Raw genomic sequence first — 17496 nt, 5'->3', positions numbered from 1 at the left:
GCATCATGGGCGGTTGAAGGTCAGGGCCCCGTCACCTGATCGTGCATGGCGGTTTGTCCGTTGCATTGCGAAGGGAAGCCGTACATGCGAAGAAGGCTGTTCAGCATGCTCACCGCCGCGGCGGTGGCGTGCGCGTCGGTCGGCGTGGCCGTCGCGGGCGGGGTCGCCCCGGCGTCCGCGTCCGGGACCGCCGCCACCGCCGCTGCCGCCGAGACGTACACCTGGAAGAACGTCAGGATCGACGGTGGCGGGTTCGTGCCGGGGATCGTGTTCAACCAGAAAGAGAAGAACCTGATCTACGCCCGCACCGACATCGGCGGCGCCTACCGCTGGGAGCAGGCGAGCAAGACCTGGACTCCGCTGCTCGACTGGGTGGGCTGGGACAAGTGGGGCTACAACGGTGTGGTCAGCCTGGCCACCGACCCGGTGGAGACCAACCGGGTCTACGTCGCCGCCGGGATGTACACCAACAGCTGGGATCCCAACAACGGCGCCATCCTGCGCTCCGCCGACAAGGGCGCGACCTGGCAGGCCACCGCGCTGCCGTTCAAGCTCGGCGGCAACATGCCCGGCCGGGGGATGGGCGAGCGGCTGGCCGTCGACCCCAACAAGAACAGCATCGTCTACCTCGGCGCGCCCGACGGCAACGGCCTGTGGCGCAGCACCGACAAGGGCGTGACCTGGGCCAAGGTCACCTCCTTCACCAACCCGGGTGACTACGCCGCCGACCCCTCCGACCCCAACGGCTACCTCAGCCACCGCCCCGGCGTGGTCTGGGTGACCTTCGACCCGAGCTCGGCGACCGCGGGCAACACCACGCAGAAGATCTACGTCGGCGTCGCGGACAAGGCGAACACCGTCTACAGCTCCTCCGACGGCGGAACCACCTGGAGCAGGGTGGCCGGGCAGCCCACCGGCTACATCGCGCACAAGGGCGTGCTGGACCACGTCAACCACACGCTCTACATCGCCACCAGCGACACCGGCGGCCCGTACGACGGCGCCAAGGGCGACGTGTGGAAGCTCAACACGACCACCGGCGCCTGGACCCAGATCAGCCCGGTCCCCTCCAGTTCGGCCGACGACTACTTCGGCTACAGCGGTCTCACCATCGACCGGCAGAACCCCGGCACGATCATGGTCGCCACCCAGATCTCCTGGTGGCCGGACGTCATCTTCTTCCGCTCCACCGACTCCGGTGCGACCTGGACCCGCGTCTGGGACTTCACCTCCTACCCGAACCGTAGCTTCCGCTACACGATGGACATCTCCTCCTCGCCGTGGCTCACCTTCGGGGCCAACCCCCAGCCGCCGGAGACGACGCCCAAGCTCGGCTGGATGACCGAATCGCTGGAGATCGATCCGTTCGACGGCAATCGCATGATGTACGGCACCGGCGCCACGCTCTACGGCACCGAGGACCTGAAGAAGTGGGACACCGGCGGCCAGTTCACCATCAAGCCGATGGTGAAGGGACTCGAGGAGACCGCGGTCCTCGACCTGATCAGCCCGCCCTCGGGAGCTCCGCTGGTCAGCGGTCTCGGCGACATCGGCGGCTTCCGGCACACCGACCTCGACGCCGTACCGCCCATGATGTTCACCTCGCCCGTCTTCACCTCGACGACCAGCCTCGACTACGCCGAGACCAACCCGTCGGTCATGGTCCGCGCGGGCAACTTCACCGACTCCGACCGGCCGAACGACAGCCACGCCGCGTTCTCCACCGACGGTGGCGCCAACTGGTTCCAGGGCACCGAGCCGAGCGGGATCAACGAGGGCGGCACGATCGCGGCCGCGGCCAACGGGTCCAGGTTCGTCTGGGCGCCCAAGGACGTGGGCGTGCACTACTCGGTCGGCTACGGCAACTCGTGGACCGCCTCCACCGGGCTCCCGACCAATGCCGTGGTGGAGTCCGACCGGGTGAACTCCAACAGGTTCTACGGCTTCAGCGCCGGGAAGTTCTACGCCAGCACCAACGGCGGCGCCTCCTTCGCGGCCACCGCCGCGACCGGGCTGCCCACCGAGGGCAACGTCAAGTTCAAGGCCGTACCCGGCCGCGAGGGCGACATCTGGCTGGCCGGGGGATCGACGACCGGCTCGGGCATCTGGCACTCCACCAACGGTGGCGCGTCGTTCACCAAGCTCTCGAACGTCACGAGCGCCGTCAACATCGGCTTCGGCAAGTCCGCCACCGCCTCCGGCTACCAGGCGCTGTACGCGGTCGCCACGGTCGGCGGCGTCAACGGTGTGTTCCGCTCCGACGACGCCGGCGCGAGCTGGGTCAGGATTAACGACGACCAGCACCGGTACGGCAACGCGGGTGAGGCGATCACCGGCGATCCGCGCGTCTACGGCCGTGTCTACCTCGGCACCAACGGCCGAGGCATCCTGTACGCCGACAACGGCGGGGTCGTTCCGCCGGTCGACACCGTCCCGCCGACCAAGCCGGGCACTCCGGTCGCCTCGGCGATCACCTCCTCGGGGGCGACGCTCACCTGGACGGCCTCGACGGACGCCGTCGGGGTGAGCGGTTATGACGTCTACCGTGAGGCCGGGGCGACGGATGTCAAGGTCGGCTCGCCGACCTCGGCGTCGTTCGCGCTGACCGGGCTGACCTCCGACACCTCGTACACCTTCTACGTGATCGCTCGTGACGCCGCGGGGAACAGCTCCACCGCCTCCGACCCGGTGACCTTCAGGAGCCTCACCGGGCCGGTCGGCGGCGGCTGCACCGCGACCTACGCGGTGTCCAACTCCTGGCCTGGCGGCTTCCAGGGTGAGGTGACCGTGAAGAACACCGGCACCTCGGCGACCACCGGCTGGACCGTCAAGTGGTCGTTCCCGAACGGTCAGACGATCACCCAGCTCTGGAGCGGTGTGCACACCCAGACCGGCGCCGACGTCACCGTGAAGAACGCGAGCTGGAACGGGGTCCTGGCCGCCGGAGCCTCCACCTCGTTCGGCTTCGGTGCCTCCTGGACAGGTACCAACGGCGTTCCCGCCAACGTCACCTGCACCGCCCCCTGACGGCGCTTTCCGCGCCCACGAACGGTGTTTTCCTGACGGTCTGGTCACCCCGGAGGGGCGGCCGGTGAGGGAGACCTGCCGGTGCGGCCCGTCGCCGAGGCCGGGGGGTCCAGGCCGTCGGACGCACCGGCGCTTCCGGTGCCCCGTGAAGAACCACGGGGCACCGGGAGTCCGTACGGCCCCGCCCACGCCCCGAACGGGCGTGGGCGGGGCCGTTCCGCTTCCGCCGTTCCGCTGGACGATTCGCGGCTTAAGCGCCACCTTTCGTCCTATACGTTGTTTGCGGGTATGTCTGGGTATCCCGGCCGAGCCGCAGGCGGGGTCTCGCGGCCTCCACCCGGAGAACCCCATGGCCTCAGCCTTAAGGATGATGTAAGGCGTCAACGACGGCCGGGCCGCTTGGCAGAGCCTATTGTGAAAGAAACCGATTGTCCGGGGGAGAGCATGGCGATCTCAGACGGGGTGCGCAGCCCTCAGGACGAGACGGGACGCCCGTCGGAAACCGGCGCCGGCGACGCTCCGAACGAGATCGTTGACGCCGGCGTGCCGAAGGACGAGGCCGCCGCGCGGCCAGGTATCCACGGCTGGCTCGACGGGATCAGGTCCACCCGCGCCGGACGCCTCACCCTGAAGATCGTCATCGGCACCATCGGCGCGGTGCTGGTCATCGGCGGTCTCATCATGGTGCCCTTCCCCGGCCCCGGCTGGCTGGTCGTCTTCGCGGGGCTGGCGGTGCTGGCCACCGAGTTCCACTGGGCACACCGGCTGCTGGAGTTCGGCAAGCGGACCCTGTCGGCCTGGACGGCCTGGCTGGGCCACCAGGGCTGGAGCGTCAAGATCCTGGTCGTCCTCACCGCCGCGGTGACCGCCACCGCCATCGTCTACTACGGCCTCAAGCTCAGCCTCGACCTCGACCTGATCGTCGAGGCACAGAAGCTCCTCACCCGATAGCCCGCCTCCAACGCGAGGCGGCGCCCTCTTCGGCAACGGCCAGGGCTGCCGCTCTGACCGGCAATGGCGAGGTATGTCGGGGAAACGAGATCGGCACCCCGGGAGTTTTACCCGGACTCGGTCACCTCGTTATCATCCCTGGATGTGACTCTCCGTAGTGTCTCCACGTCCGATCCGCAGGGACGGATCGGTAGAGACGAATAAGGAGAGTGACGTTCGATGCGCGCCCTGTCCTCGATGTTGGTCCTGGCGGCCGCCGGAGCCGTCGCCCTGACCGGCACTCCCGCCCACGCCGATGACGTCAACCTGTCCGCGAGGGTGCAGCCCGGCGAGGAGGTGTTCCTCACGCCCGAGCTCGTCCCCGGGCGCCAGTACAACGGAAACGTGCTGGTCAAGCTGGAGAACAACAGCGTGCCCGTCAAGGTCAAGGTCGGCAACTGCCGTGGCCGGTACATCGGGTCGGTGCCGATCGCGGCCAACGACCACGCCGCGTACGTCGCCGCCAGCGCCCCCCAGCCCGCCCAGTGCATCCGCTACCGGGTGAAGAACATGGGCGACACGACGGCCGCCATCACGGGCACCGGCTACTTCTAACCGGTATTCACCGCGACGCTGTACTGACTGCGACGCTAACGCGTCGCGGCTCGGCCGCTCTTGCCCGGCTCCTTCCCTCGTCGAGAGGGGTCGCTCGTTCCTCGCGACCCCTCTCTCCTCAGTCCAGTCCCCGGCGCGGCCTCACGAGTCGTCCCTCAAGGCAGAGAGCGTGGAACACGTCCCCGGGGTGGTTCTTGGGACGGCTCGGCGGCTTGGTTCGAGGGGGTGTGGCCGGGTGCTGGGGGGATGTGGGAGCAGCCTCACGGGGGGCGGACGCGGGGGGTGATTTCTTGTTACGGGGGTGAGTGGGGGCGCCGGGGAAAATGTGCGCTTCGGTCAGAAGACGCTTTCCTGACATCGGAGTAGCGTCCGAAGTCAGGAGGAGTCCCCGTGAGCCTTGCCCGTGTCGTCGAACAGCCGCAGGCGGACATCCCCCGGGAGTTCGCCGAGGCCCTCCGTCCCTATCTGGACGTCCTGGCCGAGGAGATGATCGGCGAGATCCAGGCCAGCGTGCCGGAGTACTCCCGGCAGAGCGGCGCCTATGCCCGCATCGTCAGGCACGCCGTCGAGGAGGCGCTCGCCGGATTCGTGAACCGGGTCGGTGACCGGGGGGCGAGCCGGTCCCGGCTGCTGGAGGTCTTCCGTGCCGTCGGCAGCGGGGAGGCCGCGGAGGGGCGACCCCTCGACTCGCTCCAGTCCGCGCTGCGGATCTGCGCCAGGGTGGCGTGGCGGCGGCTGGCCGAGGAGTCCGAGCGGCTCAACCTGTCCCGGCAGCGCATGTGCGACATCGGGGAGGCGATCCTGGTCTATCTCGACGAGATCGCCGCCGCGGCGGCCGACGGCTACTCCGAGGCCCAGGTCCGGGTGGCCGGTGAGCTCGAACTCAGGCGCCGCAGGCTGCTCGACCTGCTCGTCGCCCACCCGGCCGCCGACTCCCGTGCCGTGGCCGACCTGGCCAGGTCGGTGCGCTGGACCATGCCGCGGACCCTGGCCTGCGTCGCCCTGGCGGCCCGCGCCCAGGGCGATCTGCCCAGGCCGGGTCTCCCGCCCGACGTGCTCGTCGACCTCGACCGCTCCGACCCCTGCATGGTCGTGCCCGACCCCGAAGGCCCAGGACGGCACGGCCTGCTGAACGCCATGGCGGCCGACTGGACCGTGGTGATCGGCCCCGCGGTCGCGGTGGGGGAGGCGGGTCTCTCGCTCAGGCTCGCCAGGGACGCACTGGCCCTGGCCAGGCGCGGGGTGCTGGACGGTCGCCGGATCATCCGGGTGTCCGAGCACCTCGCCACCCTGATGATCTTCCAGGACGAGTCGCTGATCCAGATCATGGGCCGGACACGGCTGGAACCCCTGCTCGCCCTGCGCCCCTCCCAGCGCGACCGGCTGGCCGAGACCCTGCTGGCCTGGTTGCAGAGCGGCAACGCCACCGAGGTCGCGGCCAGGCTGCACATCCACCCGCAGACCGTCCGCTACCGCCTCCGTCAGGCCACCGAACTCTTCGCCGACCAGCTCGGCACCTCCGGCGACCGCTTCGAGCTGGAGGTGGTCCTCCGGGCCCGCGCCGCCGGTCTCACCCCCGCGCCGGGCTGAGGCGATCCCACACTCACCCGGCACCCGGGGCGGACGTCCCGTCCTGCGGGACTCCGTCGCCCGATTCGGCGTCTCTCCCTGCGATGATCGTTCTTGAACACGGGATGTCTGGGACATGGTCGTTCTGCCGGGTTGTGATGAGGAGAGTGTGATGTCGGCGCAGCCGCGCCCATGACCTGGAATCCAGGAGGTGACGGCGTGGACGCCCTCTCCGCCGGGCTTCTGGGAGAAACGGATGCATGACTCCTCATTACTATGAAGCAGGGCGCCGTTTTAACAGGACAAGACGGGGCAAACGGTGCCACGCCAGTCTGAGTCCGCCTGAATCCTGTGCGTTGATGCGGGCCCGATCATGAGGATGCATAGGGTGATCACATGCCTGCCACGCTGAGTACCACGAAGACCAGGGCCGCACTGCGCACCTCGGCGCGCATCTCCGCGGAGATGCTGCTGGTCCTGCTGATGAGCGCGGTGACCCTGTGGATCCTGGGCCAGATGTGGTCCGTGGTCTGGCCGCTCGTGGTCGCCCTGCTGCTCACCACGCTGACCTGGCCGGTGACCCGTTTCCTGCGCCGGCACGGCTGGCCTCCCGCGCTGGCCGCGTCGGTCGTGACCCTGCTGTTCCTCCTGGTCGCCGCGGGCATCGTGGTCCTGATCGTCGTGCCCGTCGTGTCGCAGTCCGGAGAGCTGGCCACCGGCGTGGTCAACGGCATCAAGCAGGTGCGCGCATGGGCCGCCGGGCCGCCGCTGAACATCGGCAACGACCAGGTCACCAGCGTGCTCGACACCGCGATCGCCCGCCTCCAGGACAGTGTCGGCGGCATCGTCAGCGCCACCGTGACCGGGGTGGGCACCGTCGTCAACGGTCTGGTCACCACCGTCCTCGCGCTCTTCCTGATGTTCTTCTTCCTCAAGGACGGCCCGCGGTTCCTGCCGTGGCTGACCCGCCAGCTCCCCGGCCGCCTCGCCGGGGACGTGCCGACCGTGGCCGCACGCGGCTGGGACACCCTCGGCGCCTTCGTCCGCTCCCAGGCGTTCGTCGGCCTGCTCGACGCCGTCTTCATCGGCCTCGGCCTGTGGATCGTGGGTGTGCCGCTGGTGTTCCCGCTGGCGGTCCTGACCTTCGTGACGGCGTTCGTGCCCATCGTCGGCGCCCTGTTCGCCGGCCTCGTCGCCGTGCTCATCACGTTGGTGTCGAACGGCCCGACGGACGCGCTGATCGTGCTGGCCATCATCGTCGCGGTCCAGCAGCTGGAGGGCAACGTGTTCCAGCCGATGGTGCAGAGCCACGGCCTGGGCCTGCACGCGGGGGTGATCCTGCTCGCGGTGACGCTGGGCGCCAGCCTGGCCGGCATCGTGGGCAGCCTGCTCGCCGTACCGGTCGCCGCCCTGATCGCCATGGTCTGGAACTACCTGCGCGAACAGCTCAGCGACCCACCCCGGGAGCCCGAAGCCGCCGCGGCCGTACCGGCGCGGGAGCCCAAACCCGACGCGGCCGCACCGGCGGAGAAGCCCGCCTGATTCGAAGACGAGCACCCAGACGTCGGGTATGCCGCCGTCCTCGCCAGGAGGGATCGGGCCGAGGACCGACGGCCGGGATCCTCCCGCCGGCGAGTCGGATGGGCCCTGGGGTGAGAACCCGGCGAATGTCCGGCCTACGGGTGCTCCCTGCTCGCGATCAGGGCGGCGACCCCGTCCAGGATGCGGTCCAGGCCGAAGGTGAGGGCGTGGGCGGGATCGGAGATCGCATGATGGGCCTGGCCCGCGGCCTGGCCGACGCGGGAGGCGACCGGGAAGCGGGCCTCGTCCATGATCTTGTCGAGCAGCGGGGCGTTGGACAGCCACCACTCGACGTCGGTCATCCCGCTCTCCCGCTGGACCCGTGCCTGGTTGGCCGCGGCCCTGGCGGTGCTCTGCACGTGGCTGAGGACCAGGGCCAGCACGGAGTCCATCTCGACGTCCGTCAGGCCGACACCGTCCAGCGGGCGCAGCTCGGCCTCGTACTTGAGTGAGGCGTTCGGTCCCAGCGTGGAGCGGGCGTCGATGACCTGCAGCAGCCACGGATCGCGCCGGTAGAGGTCCCAGTTGCGCGCGGCGACGAACTCCATCGCGCCCCGCCATCCGCCCGCCTGCCGGGACGGGGCGTCCACATCGGCGTACAGCTCCCCGTACGCGGTGTCGACCATGAGGTCGACCAGCTCGCCCTTGCCGGGGACGTGGGTGTAGAGGGACATGGTCCCGGCCCCCAGCCGCTCGGCGACCTGGCGCATCGAGACCGCTTCGAGCCCCTCGGCGTTGGCCAGTTCGATCGCCGCCAGGACGATCGAGCGCACGGTGAGCCCGGAGCGCCCCGGCTTGCTGTGCGAGCCCCACAGGAGCGCCAGGCTGCGTGCCGGGTCGGCGTCGGAAGCTTTCTTCGCACTCAAGGGAACAGTCTCCAGATTTTCGTCGTTGGGACCACCGTAGCCGAGTCGTACGATGTACGGTACGGTCTACGCCACGAAGGCGTGACGGCGCCGGGCGGGAAGACGGGCGAAAAGGGGTGAAACAGGTGGCTGTGCGAGCGACGGAGTTCGCGATCGCCGCGTACGACGTGCGCAAGAACTACGCGGGTGCCTCCGAGGGGGCGGGTCTCAACGGGTTCGACCTGCGGGTGGCGGCCGGAACGGTCTGCGGCCTGCTCGGGCCCAACGGTGCGGGCAAGACCACGGCCGTCAGGATCCTGGCCACGCTGCTGCGCCCGGACTCGGGCCGGGCGAGCGTCGCGGGATTCGACGTCCGCACCCAGGCGCGGCAGGTGCGCGAGCGGATCGGGCTGGTCGGCCAGTACGCGGCGGTCGACGAGATCCTCAGCGGGCGGCAGAACCTGGTGATGTTCGGCAGGCTGAACCACCTGCCGGCCGCCGGGGCACGGAGGCGGGCCGACGAGCTGCTGGAGCGCTTCTCGCTGGCGGATGCCGGGGCCAAGCCGGTCGGCGCGTACTCCGGCGGCATGCGCAGGCGTCTCGACCTGGCGGCGAGCCTCATCGTCGCACCCCGGGTGCTCTTCGTGGACGAGCCCACCACCGGCCTCGACCCGGCCGCCCGCCAGGAGGTGTGGTCGGCCATCCGCGACCTGGTCGGCTCGGGCACGACCGTGCTGCTCACCACCCAGTATCTGGAGGAGGCGGACCGGCTGGCCGACCGGATCACCATGCTCGGGGCGGGCCGGGTCGTCACCGAGGGCACTCCCGAGGAGCTGAAGTCGGCCATCGGCGGCGACTGGCTCGACCTTGTCCTCGCCGATCCGGCGGACGTGGCCAGGGCGGAGGCGCTCGCGGTGCGGGTCGCCTCCGGCGGGATCCTGGTGGACGCCGAGTCGCGCCGGGTCAGCATCCCGGTCGCCGAGCGCACCCGGGCGCTCGTCACCATGGCCACCGCGCTCGGCGACGCCGGGATCGAGCCGGTCGACGTCACGCTGCGCCGTCCCACGCTCGACGAGGTCTTCCTGCACCTGACGGGCGGGGCCGAGAACACGGCCACCCGTACCGGGGCGTCCGCGTGAGCGCCGCGACCGCGCTCTCCGGCGGCGATTCGGTATGGGCACCTCCACAACGGGCGGCCGCCCTTCCCGACGGGGACACCCCGGCCGGTACGACGACCCCAACCCCCGATACGGAGGCATCCGCGTGAGCACGACGACCTCGCCCCTGCCCGACACCTCCCCGCTCTCCCGGTTCGGCTGGGCGCTGGCAGACTCCTGGACCATCACCCTGCGCGATCTGAGCCACTGGGTCCGAACCCCGGGAACGGTGGCCGTCGGCTGGCTCTTCCCGGTCATGATGGTGCTGATGTTCGGCGGCCTGTTCGGCGGCGCCATCGGCGTCCCCGGCGGGGGTGGCTACTTCGACTTCCTGATCCCCGGCATGTTCGCGATGACCATGCTCTTCGGCCTGGAGAGCACGATGATGGCGGTCACCACCGACGCGGCCAAGGGGGTGACCGACCGGTTCCGCTCGATGCCGATGAGCGCCTCGGCGGTCGTCATGGGCCGCGGGATCGCCGACATGCTCAACTCGGTGGTCGGACTGGCCATCATGATCGGGGCCGGGCTGCTGCTCGGCTGGCGCGCCGAGGGCGGCCTGAGCGAGGCGCTGGCCGCGGTGGGCCTGCTCCTGCTGCTGCGCTTCGCCCTGCTCTGGGTGGGGATCTACATCGGCCTCGTGTCGGGAGGGCCGGAGGTGGTGACGTCGGTGCAGATCCTGGTCTGGCCGGTCGGCTTCCTGTCCAGTGTGTTCGTCGACCCCGCCACCATGCCCGGCTGGCTCGGCGCGATCGCGCAGTGGAACCCGCTCTCGGCCACCGCCACGGCCACCAGGGGGCTCTTCGACAACCCAGGCTGGGCGGGAGAGTCGTGGATCGTGCAGAACGCCACTCTCATGGCGGTGCTCTGGCCGCTGCTGCTGATCGCCGTCTTCCTGCCGCTGTCGGCGCACAGGTTCCGCCGGCTCGGCGGCTGACGGAGCCGGCCTCCCGGCCGCCGGCCCTCCGTGCGGCCGGGGGAGTCCTGTTTCCCGATGGATCACAACGTTTGCCGCCGGGAGAGGGTGCTCCGCGTTTTACATCGCCGCTCCGCGTTTTACACCGCGGTGACGGGATTCGCCGGGGCCTGTAACTGACGGTAGTGAGTCTGAGGGCATGAGTGAGACGGAACGGGAACGATCCGCCTCGGGGTGGACGCTCAACAGGGAACTGCTCAACGTCGGCGCGATCATCGTCGCCGCCGGTGTGGCCCATCTCGTCATGGGCCTGATCGGGCATGAGAAGCACGGGCCTTTCATGCTCCTGCTGCTCGGCGGGGTGCTCGTCGCGGCGGCGCTCGGTCACCGGTTCTACGAACATCGGCGCCATCGAGTCCCCGTGGCCGGGGAGTGTCTGAGGTGCGGGGCCGCGCCGGGGGAGGGGACATGACGTGGCACCGTCCAAGGAGAGGGCGGCCCTTCACCACCACCGGCCTCTCTTACACCTGTTCTAACCGATTCGGTCTAGATCGGGATCTTGAGGGATTTCCGGCTTAGGATTCCGGCGTGTCCGTGACTCCTGGGATTTACCGGTTCCTCGGCTGCCTTGTCGTGCTGGCTTCGGTGATCGTGCCGCTCCCCGCGGCCGCGCACGCCGAGGCCGCACCCGTCGACACCGTGCTGCCCGGCACCCGGGTCACCGTGCGGGAGGACGCCACGGACCCGCTCAGGGTGACGTCGTACTCCTCCGGAAAGATGACCTACCTGCGCAGGGGTGACGGGTTCACCCGGCAGGCCGCCTACCAGGAGATCACGGTCGCGCCGAAGGGGGCCAGCGCGCTGGCGGTGCCCACCTCCTACAAGAGCGGCTACGACTCGGTCGTCCTGCTCGACCTGGCGACCTCCAAGGGGACCAGGATCCGTACGGTGCGGAAACCGCTCGTCGCGCACTACGCGCACTGGAGCCGCGACGGCCGCAAGGCGGTGCTGACCACCGAGCGGAAGAGCGGCTCGGCGTGGGCGACCTCGGGGTTCGTGGTCGTCGACGTGTCCGCGAAGAGCGCCAAGACGGTGACCGTGGCCGATGTCGACAAGGCCGCGCGGTTCCGCTGGAGCTCCGACGGCACCGAGGTGGTGGCCGAGTACCGGGGCGGCGCCCGCTTCTACGCGCCGGACGGCACGGTCCGCCGCACCCTGGCCAAGACCGGCAGGCCCGCCGGCGGTGAGGACGCCTTCACTCCCTCGGGCAAGGGCCTGATGACCTGGTGCCCGTCCAGCCACACCGAGCACGTCTGCGTCTGGGATCGCCTTTCGGGCAGGCTCGCGGCCAAGGTGCCCGGCATCCGGCCGAAGGCCCTGTGGGGATGGTGGGACGAGAAGCACTTCATCGCGGTCGTCCCCTCCGGGAACCACTACCAGGTGGTCCTGTCGACCCTCAAGGGCAAGACCACGCGGGTGCTGGCCGCCTTCTCCACCGAGGACTGGAACAACAAGCTCTATCTCGGATACACCCGGAAGTGACCCCCGTGCGGCCCGGCCCGAGGGCGGGCCGGTCACGGGCCGGGGACCTCTTTCGCGCCCAGGCGGACCTCGCGCCGGAAAGCGGTCCGGTCATCCGGCGGAGACGACCAGGTCCGGGGGAACCGGGCGATGGAGATGTCCTCGTGGAGCTCACGTGGAGCTCAGAGGTAGAGGCCGGTGCCGTTGTCGGTCTGCGGGGTGGCGATGGCGTGCAGGTCGCGCTCGCGCATGACCAGGTAGATCTGGCCGTGGACCTCGACCTCGTACTGGTCCTCGGGGTTGAACAGGACCTTGTCGCCGACCTTGACCGCCCGGACGTTCTGGCCCGCGCCGCAGACCTCACCCCAGACGAGGCGGTTGGCCATCTTCACCGTCGCCGGGATGACGATGCCGGCCGTGCTGCGTCGTTCCTCTGACTCCTGCTCGACCTTGACCATGACACGGTCGTGGAGCATCTGGATCTCGAACTTCGGGTCACCCACGTCATGAAGTTTATGGGAACAGCGGAGCCGCGCCTGCTCGTCCGCGGACTCCGAGGGGGCGAAGGCCGACCGGTGACCACATCGGTGGTCGAATCACCTGCGAAGTAGGATCTCGCGGTATGACGTCCCCCGAGCTGGTAAGCGATTTTCTCGACTGGTACCTGGCGGAGAATCCCATCTACGCCGCCCTCGCGGGCGCGCCGGGGTACGACAGGACCCTCGGTGACTTCACCGAGGCCGGCATCCTCGCCAGAGGGCGGGAGGCACGTCGCCGGCTGGAACTGCTCCAGGGGGAACGGGGCTCCGGAGACTTCGAGGACGAGATCGACCGGGAACTCGTCATGTCCACTTTGCGTGGCGAGATCGCGTACGAGGCGTGGCCGCTCTGGCGGCGTGACCCGGCCGCCTACGTGGGCCCGATCTTCTCCTCGATGTTCAGCCCGTTCCTGCAGCGGCTCTCCGGTGAGGCCGAGCTGGTGGACGCGGCCGTCGCGCGGCTGGCCGAGGTGCCGGGCGTCATCGCCGCCTGCCGGGCCAACCTCGACCCCGCGCTGGCGGCCCCGCTGCTGATCGAGCGAGGGCTGGGCCAGGCGCGGACCGCTCGCCGCTTCCTCACCGAGACGGTCCCCGGCCAGGTGTCCGACGAGGCGCTGCGCACCCGGCTGGCCGCGGCGGCCGAGCCCGCGGCGGCGGCCTTCGACGAGCTGGTGGAGTTCCTCGAAGGTTTCCGGGCGGAGGGCACCTGGCGGATGGGGGAGGAGCTCTACTCCACGCTGCTGCGCGAGCGGGAGATGCTCGGCTACGGCGCCGACGAGCTGCTCAGGCGAGGGCAGGAGGCCTACGACGGGCTGGACGCGCGGATGCGCGAGGTCTCGGCCCGGTTGGACGGCGGCTCGGGCGACTGGCACGCGGCCATCACCGAGCTCCAGGACGACCACGCGCCGACGCTGGCGGACATGCGGGCCGAGTACGAGGCCGAGACGGAGCGGGCCAGGAGGTTCGTCCGCGAGCGCGGCCTGGTGACCTTCGCCGAGGGCGAGGAGTGCCTGGTCGTCCCGTCGCCCGAGTTCCAGCGGCCCATCCTCGCCGTCGCCTCCTACATGCCGCCGCCGCCCCTGTCGACCTCCAGGATCGGGCACTTCTTCGTGCCCTTCACCCCGTCCTCCTTCACCGGGGAACAGGTCCGCCAGCGGCTGCGCACCAACGCCAGGGCCCAGATGCCCTCCATCGCCGTCCACGAGGCGTACCCCGGTCACCACTGGCACCTGTCCTGGATGGCGGGCAACCCGCGCCGGGCCCGCAGGCTGTTCCGCACCCCGTACTTCACCGAGGGCTGGGGCCTGTACGTCGAGAAGCTGATGCACGAGCAGGGCTACTTCACCACTCCGGCCCAGGAGCTCGCCCACCTGGACTTCCGGCTCTTCCGCGCGGCCCGCATCATCGTGGACACCTCGCTGCACTGCGGTGACATGACGATCGAGCAGGCCGAGGAGTTCATGACCACGAGGTCCTCGCTCACCCCCGGCACGGCCAAGGGGGAGGTCAACCGCTACTGCGCGTGGCCCACCCAGGCGCCCTCCTATCTGACGGGGGCACTGGAGATCGACCGCATCCGCGACGACTACCTGGCCGCGGGCCGCGGTGACCTGCGCGCCTTCCACGACGCGCTGGCGGGTTCCGGTGGTGGCCTCCCGCTGGGCCTGGCCCGCCGGGTCGCGCTGGAGGCCTAGTCTCTCGGGGACCCGCGTCTACGTCCTGACGGGAGCGCGGCGGCGGGTCTCGGGGACGATCAGCGGGGTGCCGCTCTGCGGGTCCTCGATGATCTCGCAGCGTAGCTCGAAGACCTCCCGTACCAGGTCGGCCGTGACGATCGTGGAGGGGTCGCCCTCGGCGACGATCCGGCCGTCACGCATCACGATCAGATGGGTGGCGTAGCGGCAGGCCTGGTTCAGGTCGTGCAGCACGGCGACCAGGGTCCTGCCCTGCTCGTGCAGGTCGGCGCAGAGGTCGAGCACCTCGATCTGGTGGGCGATGTCCAGGAAGGTGGTCGGCTCGTCGAGCAGCAGGATCGGGGTCTCCTGGGCCAGCGCCATGGCCAGCCAGACGCGCTGGCGCTGGCCGCCGGAGAGCTCGTCCACGCAGCGGTCGGCCAGCTCGGTCACGTCGGTGGACTCCATGGCCGCCGCCACCGCGGCCTCGTCCTCGCGGGACCACTGGCGCATCATCCGCTGGTGCGGGTAGCGGCCCCGGCCCACCAGGTCGGCGACCGTGATGCCGTCGGGCACGATCGAGCTCTGCGGCAGCAGGCCCAGCCTGCGCGCCACCTCCTTGGAGGGCAGCGAGGTGATCACGGATCCGTCCAGGTGGACCGCTCCCGCGCGGGGCTTGAGCATCCGGGCCAGGGCGCGCAGCATCGTGGACTTGCCGCACGCGTTGGGGCCGATGATCACTGTGAACGACCCGTCGGGGATCGTGACGTCCAGGTCCCTGGCCACCACACGCTTGTCGTAGGAGAGGGTCAGGCCGGTGCCGTACAGTCTCAACGTCGTTCCCTCCGCAGGAGAAACACCAGGTATACGCCGCCGATCGCGGCGGTCATGATTCCCACCGGCAGCTGGACCGGCGCGAAGAGGCGCTGCGCGGCCAGGTCGGCGCCGACCAGCAGGGTGGCGCCGGTCAGCGCCGAGGTGACCAGGGTGACGCCGGGGGACCGACTGATCCGCCGGGCCAGCTGGGGAGCGGCCATCGCCACGAAGATCACAGGTCCGGTGGCGGCGGTGGCGACACCGCACAGCAGCACGCCGACGGCGATCGCCGCCGCGCGCACCGGCTCGACGCGGATGCCCATGGCCCTGGCCGAGTCGTCGCCCATCTCCATCATCCGCAGCGGGCGCGACAGCCAGGCGCAGGCGGGCAGGAGCACGGCCATCGCGCACGCGACCGGGATCGCGTGCTCCCAGCCGCGCCCGCCGAGGCTGCCGGTGATCCACGCCCCGGCGGTGGCCGCGTCGCCGATGTCGGCGCGGGTCAGCATGTACCAGTCGGCGGAGATCAGCAGTGCGTTGACCCCGATGCCGACCAGGATCAGCCGGTAGCCCTGTATCCCGCGCTGGAAGGCCAGGGCGTACACGGCCAGCGCGCCGGCGACGCACCCGGCGAGCGAGGCGCCCGCGATGTGCCAGGCGCTGCCGCCCAGCACCACGGCGGCGATGCCCCCGGTAGCCGCCCCCGAGGTGAGGCCGACGAAGTCGGGGCTGCCGAGCGGGTTGCGGGTGAGGCTCTGGAAGATCGCCCCGCTCAGCCCGAACGCGGCACCGACCAGCAGGCCGGTCACGATCCGCGGTGCCCGCAGGCGGTTCACGATGAGCTCGGCGACCGGGGGGCCCTCACCGAACAGCGCGGCCACGATGTCGCCGATGGGGACCGTGAACTCGCCGACGGACAGCGCGACCAGGCTGACGACCAGGCCGAGTACGGCGATGGCGGTGCCGGTGACGAGGCCGCGCGGGGAGAGCCGCAGCGACCAGGAACGCACGCGCAGGGCGTTCAGCGGGGGCCCGGTGGGACGGCCGCTCTTCCTGGCGGGGGCCGGCGGTGGGGCGATCACGAGAGATCCGTGCGGTGGGCCTCTGAGGCCCGTGCCGGCTTCATATGTGGGTCTGTGCGGTGGGCCTCTGAGGCCCGTACCGGGAGGGTTTCCTTCATATGTGGGTCTGTGCGGTGGGCCTCTGAGGCCCGTACCGGGAGGGTTTCCTTCATAGGGCGGCGAGCCTCCGGCGGCGGGCGAGCAGGATGAAAACCGGGGCGCCGACGAACGCGCACATGACGCCCACCTGCACCTCGGCGGGGGCGGCGACCACCCGGCCGAGGATGTCGGAGCCGAGCAGCACCACGGGGGCGAGCACGACGGTGTACGGCAGGACCCAGCGCTGGTCGGGGCCGGTGAAGGCGCGTACCGCGTGCGGCACGGCCAGGCCCACGAACCACAGCGGCCCGGCGGCGGCGGTGGCGGCCCCGCACAGCAGGGTGACCGCGAGCGCGGTCAGCCCGCGGGTGCGGGCCATGTTCACGCCCAGCGCGCGTCCCGCCTCGTCGCCCAGTGCCATGGTGTTGAGCGGCCTGGCCAGCAGCAGTCCGAGCACCAGGCCGGCCACGAGGAACGGGGCGAGCCGGATCGCCACGTCGGCGCTGATCCCGGCCAGCGAACCGGTGAGCCAGAACCGCATCCGGTCGAAGGTCGCGGTGTCGGCCCGCAGGATCGCCGAGGCCGCGGCGTTGAACACCATGCCCAGCGCGACACCGGCGAGCGTGAGCCGTACCGGGCCGCCGCCCGAGCGTCCGGCGGAGCCGAGCGCGTAGGCCAGCACCGCTGCGGCGGCCGCGCCGGCGAACGCGAACCAGACGTAGACGGAGGGGTCGCTCAGGCCCAGCAGCCCGATGGCGACCGTCACGCCGAGTGCCGCGCCCTGGTTGACGCCCAGCAGACCTGGATCGGCGAGCGGGTTACGGGTGAGGCTCTGCATCAGCGCGCCGGCCAGGCCGAGTGCCGCGCCCACGCCGATGCCGATCAGTGTCCGTGGCACGCGCAGGTCCCTGATGACCGTGTGGTCGGTGGACCCGTCGGGGGCGAGCAACGCGTCCAGCACCGTGGACAGTGGGACCGAGCGAGATCCCACCGCGACGCTGACCAGCGCCAGCAGCACCAGTACGGCCAGCGCGGCCGGCAGCCCGGCCGCCAGCGTGGCCGCACGCCGTTTCGCCGGCGGCGACGTGCCGTCCGGTTCCCCGGCCGTCCTGGACGCGGCCGTGGCCACACCGGCCCTGCTCACCGG

15 protein-coding genes are annotated in these 17496 nt (G+C 70.6%); 10 read left to right on the top strand and 5 right to left on the bottom strand.

Going from position 1 to position 17496, the window contains the following annotated elements:
• The first annotated feature begins 84 nt into the window (after window positions 1–84).
• The 5 genes from ACFQVD_RS18440 to ACFQVD_RS18420 all read left to right on the top strand — a co-directional run bounded on the left by ACFQVD_RS18440 (window position 85) and on the right by ACFQVD_RS18420 (window position 7683).
• Window positions 85–3027, top strand: a complete 2943-nt coding sequence (locus tag ACFQVD_RS18440; RefSeq protein ID WP_343964086.1) for a cellulose binding domain-containing protein — start codon at window positions 85–87, stop codon at window positions 3025–3027.
• 444 nt (window positions 3028–3471) lie between these two features.
• Window positions 3472–3978 (top strand): TIGR02611 family protein, encoded by a 507-nt coding sequence (locus ACFQVD_RS18435; protein ID WP_343964084.1) that lies wholly within the window; start codon window positions 3472–3474, stop codon window positions 3976–3978.
• A 219-nt stretch (window positions 3979–4197) separates the two neighbouring features.
• Complete coding sequence (locus tag ACFQVD_RS18430; RefSeq protein ID WP_343964082.1) at window positions 4198–4572, top strand: hypothetical protein; 375 nt, start codon at window positions 4198–4200, stop codon at window positions 4570–4572.
• 390 nt (window positions 4573–4962) lie between these two features.
• Window positions 4963–6162, top strand: coding sequence for a PucR family transcriptional regulator (locus ACFQVD_RS18425; RefSeq protein ID WP_343964080.1), 1200 nt, complete (start codon window positions 4963–4965; stop codon window positions 6160–6162).
• A gap of 375 nt (window positions 6163–6537) precedes the next feature.
• Window positions 6538–7683: an AI-2E family transporter gene (locus tag ACFQVD_RS18420; RefSeq protein ID WP_343964078.1), complete on the top strand. Its 1146-nt coding sequence runs from the start codon at window positions 6538–6540 to the stop codon at window positions 7681–7683.
• A gap of 134 nt (window positions 7684–7817) precedes the next feature.
• Here ACFQVD_RS18420 and ACFQVD_RS18415 read toward each other — a convergent pair whose 3' ends face one another.
• The gene (locus ACFQVD_RS18415; protein WP_343964076.1) at window positions 7818–8588 is read right to left on the bottom strand and encodes a TetR/AcrR family transcriptional regulator; all 771 of its coding nucleotides are present in this window, start codon (window positions 8586–8588) and stop codon (window positions 7818–7820) included.
• A gap of 125 nt (window positions 8589–8713) precedes the next feature.
• On the opposite strand from ACFQVD_RS18415, the gene ACFQVD_RS18410 reads away from it, so the two are divergent.
• From ACFQVD_RS18410 to ACFQVD_RS18395, 4 genes are all read left to right on the top strand, one after another.
• Entirely contained in the window at window positions 8714–9706 is a 993-nt protein-coding gene (locus ACFQVD_RS18410; protein WP_386271613.1) for an ATP-binding cassette domain-containing protein, read from the top strand.
• 124 nt (window positions 9707–9830) lie between these two features.
• Window positions 9831–10661, top strand: a complete 831-nt coding sequence (locus ACFQVD_RS18405; RefSeq protein ID WP_343964074.1) for an ABC transporter permease — start codon at window positions 9831–9833, stop codon at window positions 10659–10661.
• Window positions 10662–10839: 178 nt separating this feature from the next.
• Entirely contained in the window at window positions 10840–11112 is a 273-nt protein-coding gene (locus ACFQVD_RS18400) for a hypothetical protein (protein ID WP_343964071.1), read from the top strand.
• 116 nt (window positions 11113–11228) lie between these two features.
• Window positions 11229–12182 carry a TolB family protein gene (locus ACFQVD_RS18395; protein WP_343964069.1) on the top strand — a complete coding sequence of 318 codons (954 nt, stop codon included), beginning with the start codon at window positions 11229–11231 and terminating at the stop codon, window positions 12180–12182.
• Window positions 12183–12343: 161 nt separating this feature from the next.
• Here the strand turns inward: ACFQVD_RS18395 and ACFQVD_RS18390 are convergent, their stop codons facing one another.
• A complete protein-coding gene (locus tag ACFQVD_RS18390) occupies window positions 12344–12664 on the bottom strand; it encodes a GroES family chaperonin (RefSeq protein WP_343964067.1) in 321 nt (106 codons plus the stop codon).
• Window positions 12665–12783: 119 nt separating this feature from the next.
• Here ACFQVD_RS18390 and ACFQVD_RS18385 point away from each other — a divergent pair, with 119 nt between their 5' ends.
• Window positions 12784–14394: a DUF885 domain-containing protein gene (locus ACFQVD_RS18385; RefSeq protein WP_343964065.1), complete on the top strand. Its 1611-nt coding sequence runs from the start codon at window positions 12784–12786 to the stop codon at window positions 14392–14394.
• Window positions 14395–14412: 18 nt separating this feature from the next.
• Here ACFQVD_RS18385 and ACFQVD_RS18380 read toward each other — a convergent pair whose 3' ends face one another.
• From ACFQVD_RS18380 to ACFQVD_RS18370, 3 genes are all read right to left on the bottom strand, one after another.
• On the bottom strand, window positions 14413–15207 hold the full coding sequence (locus ACFQVD_RS18380; protein ID WP_343964063.1) for an ABC transporter ATP-binding protein: 795 nt from the start codon (window positions 15205–15207) through the stop codon (window positions 14413–14415).
• Window positions 15204–16271 carry a FecCD family ABC transporter permease gene (locus ACFQVD_RS18375; protein WP_343964061.1) on the bottom strand — a complete coding sequence of 356 codons (1068 nt, stop codon included), beginning with the start codon at window positions 16269–16271 and terminating at the stop codon, window positions 15204–15206. The genes ACFQVD_RS18380 and ACFQVD_RS18375 overlap by 4 nt, the downstream gene beginning before the upstream one ends.
• 148 nt (window positions 16272–16419) lie before the next feature.
• Entirely contained in the window at window positions 16420–17493 is a 1074-nt protein-coding gene (locus ACFQVD_RS18370; RefSeq protein ID WP_343964059.1) for a FecCD family ABC transporter permease, read from the bottom strand.
• Window positions 17494–17496: the final 3 nt, after the last annotated feature.

This window comes from Streptosporangium amethystogenes subsp. fukuiense (assembly GCF_042665875.1).
GTDB lineage: Bacteria > Actinomycetota > Actinomycetes > Streptosporangiales > Streptosporangiaceae > Streptosporangium > Streptosporangium fukuiense.
This window is presented reverse-complemented; position numbering and strand designations above follow the sequence as displayed.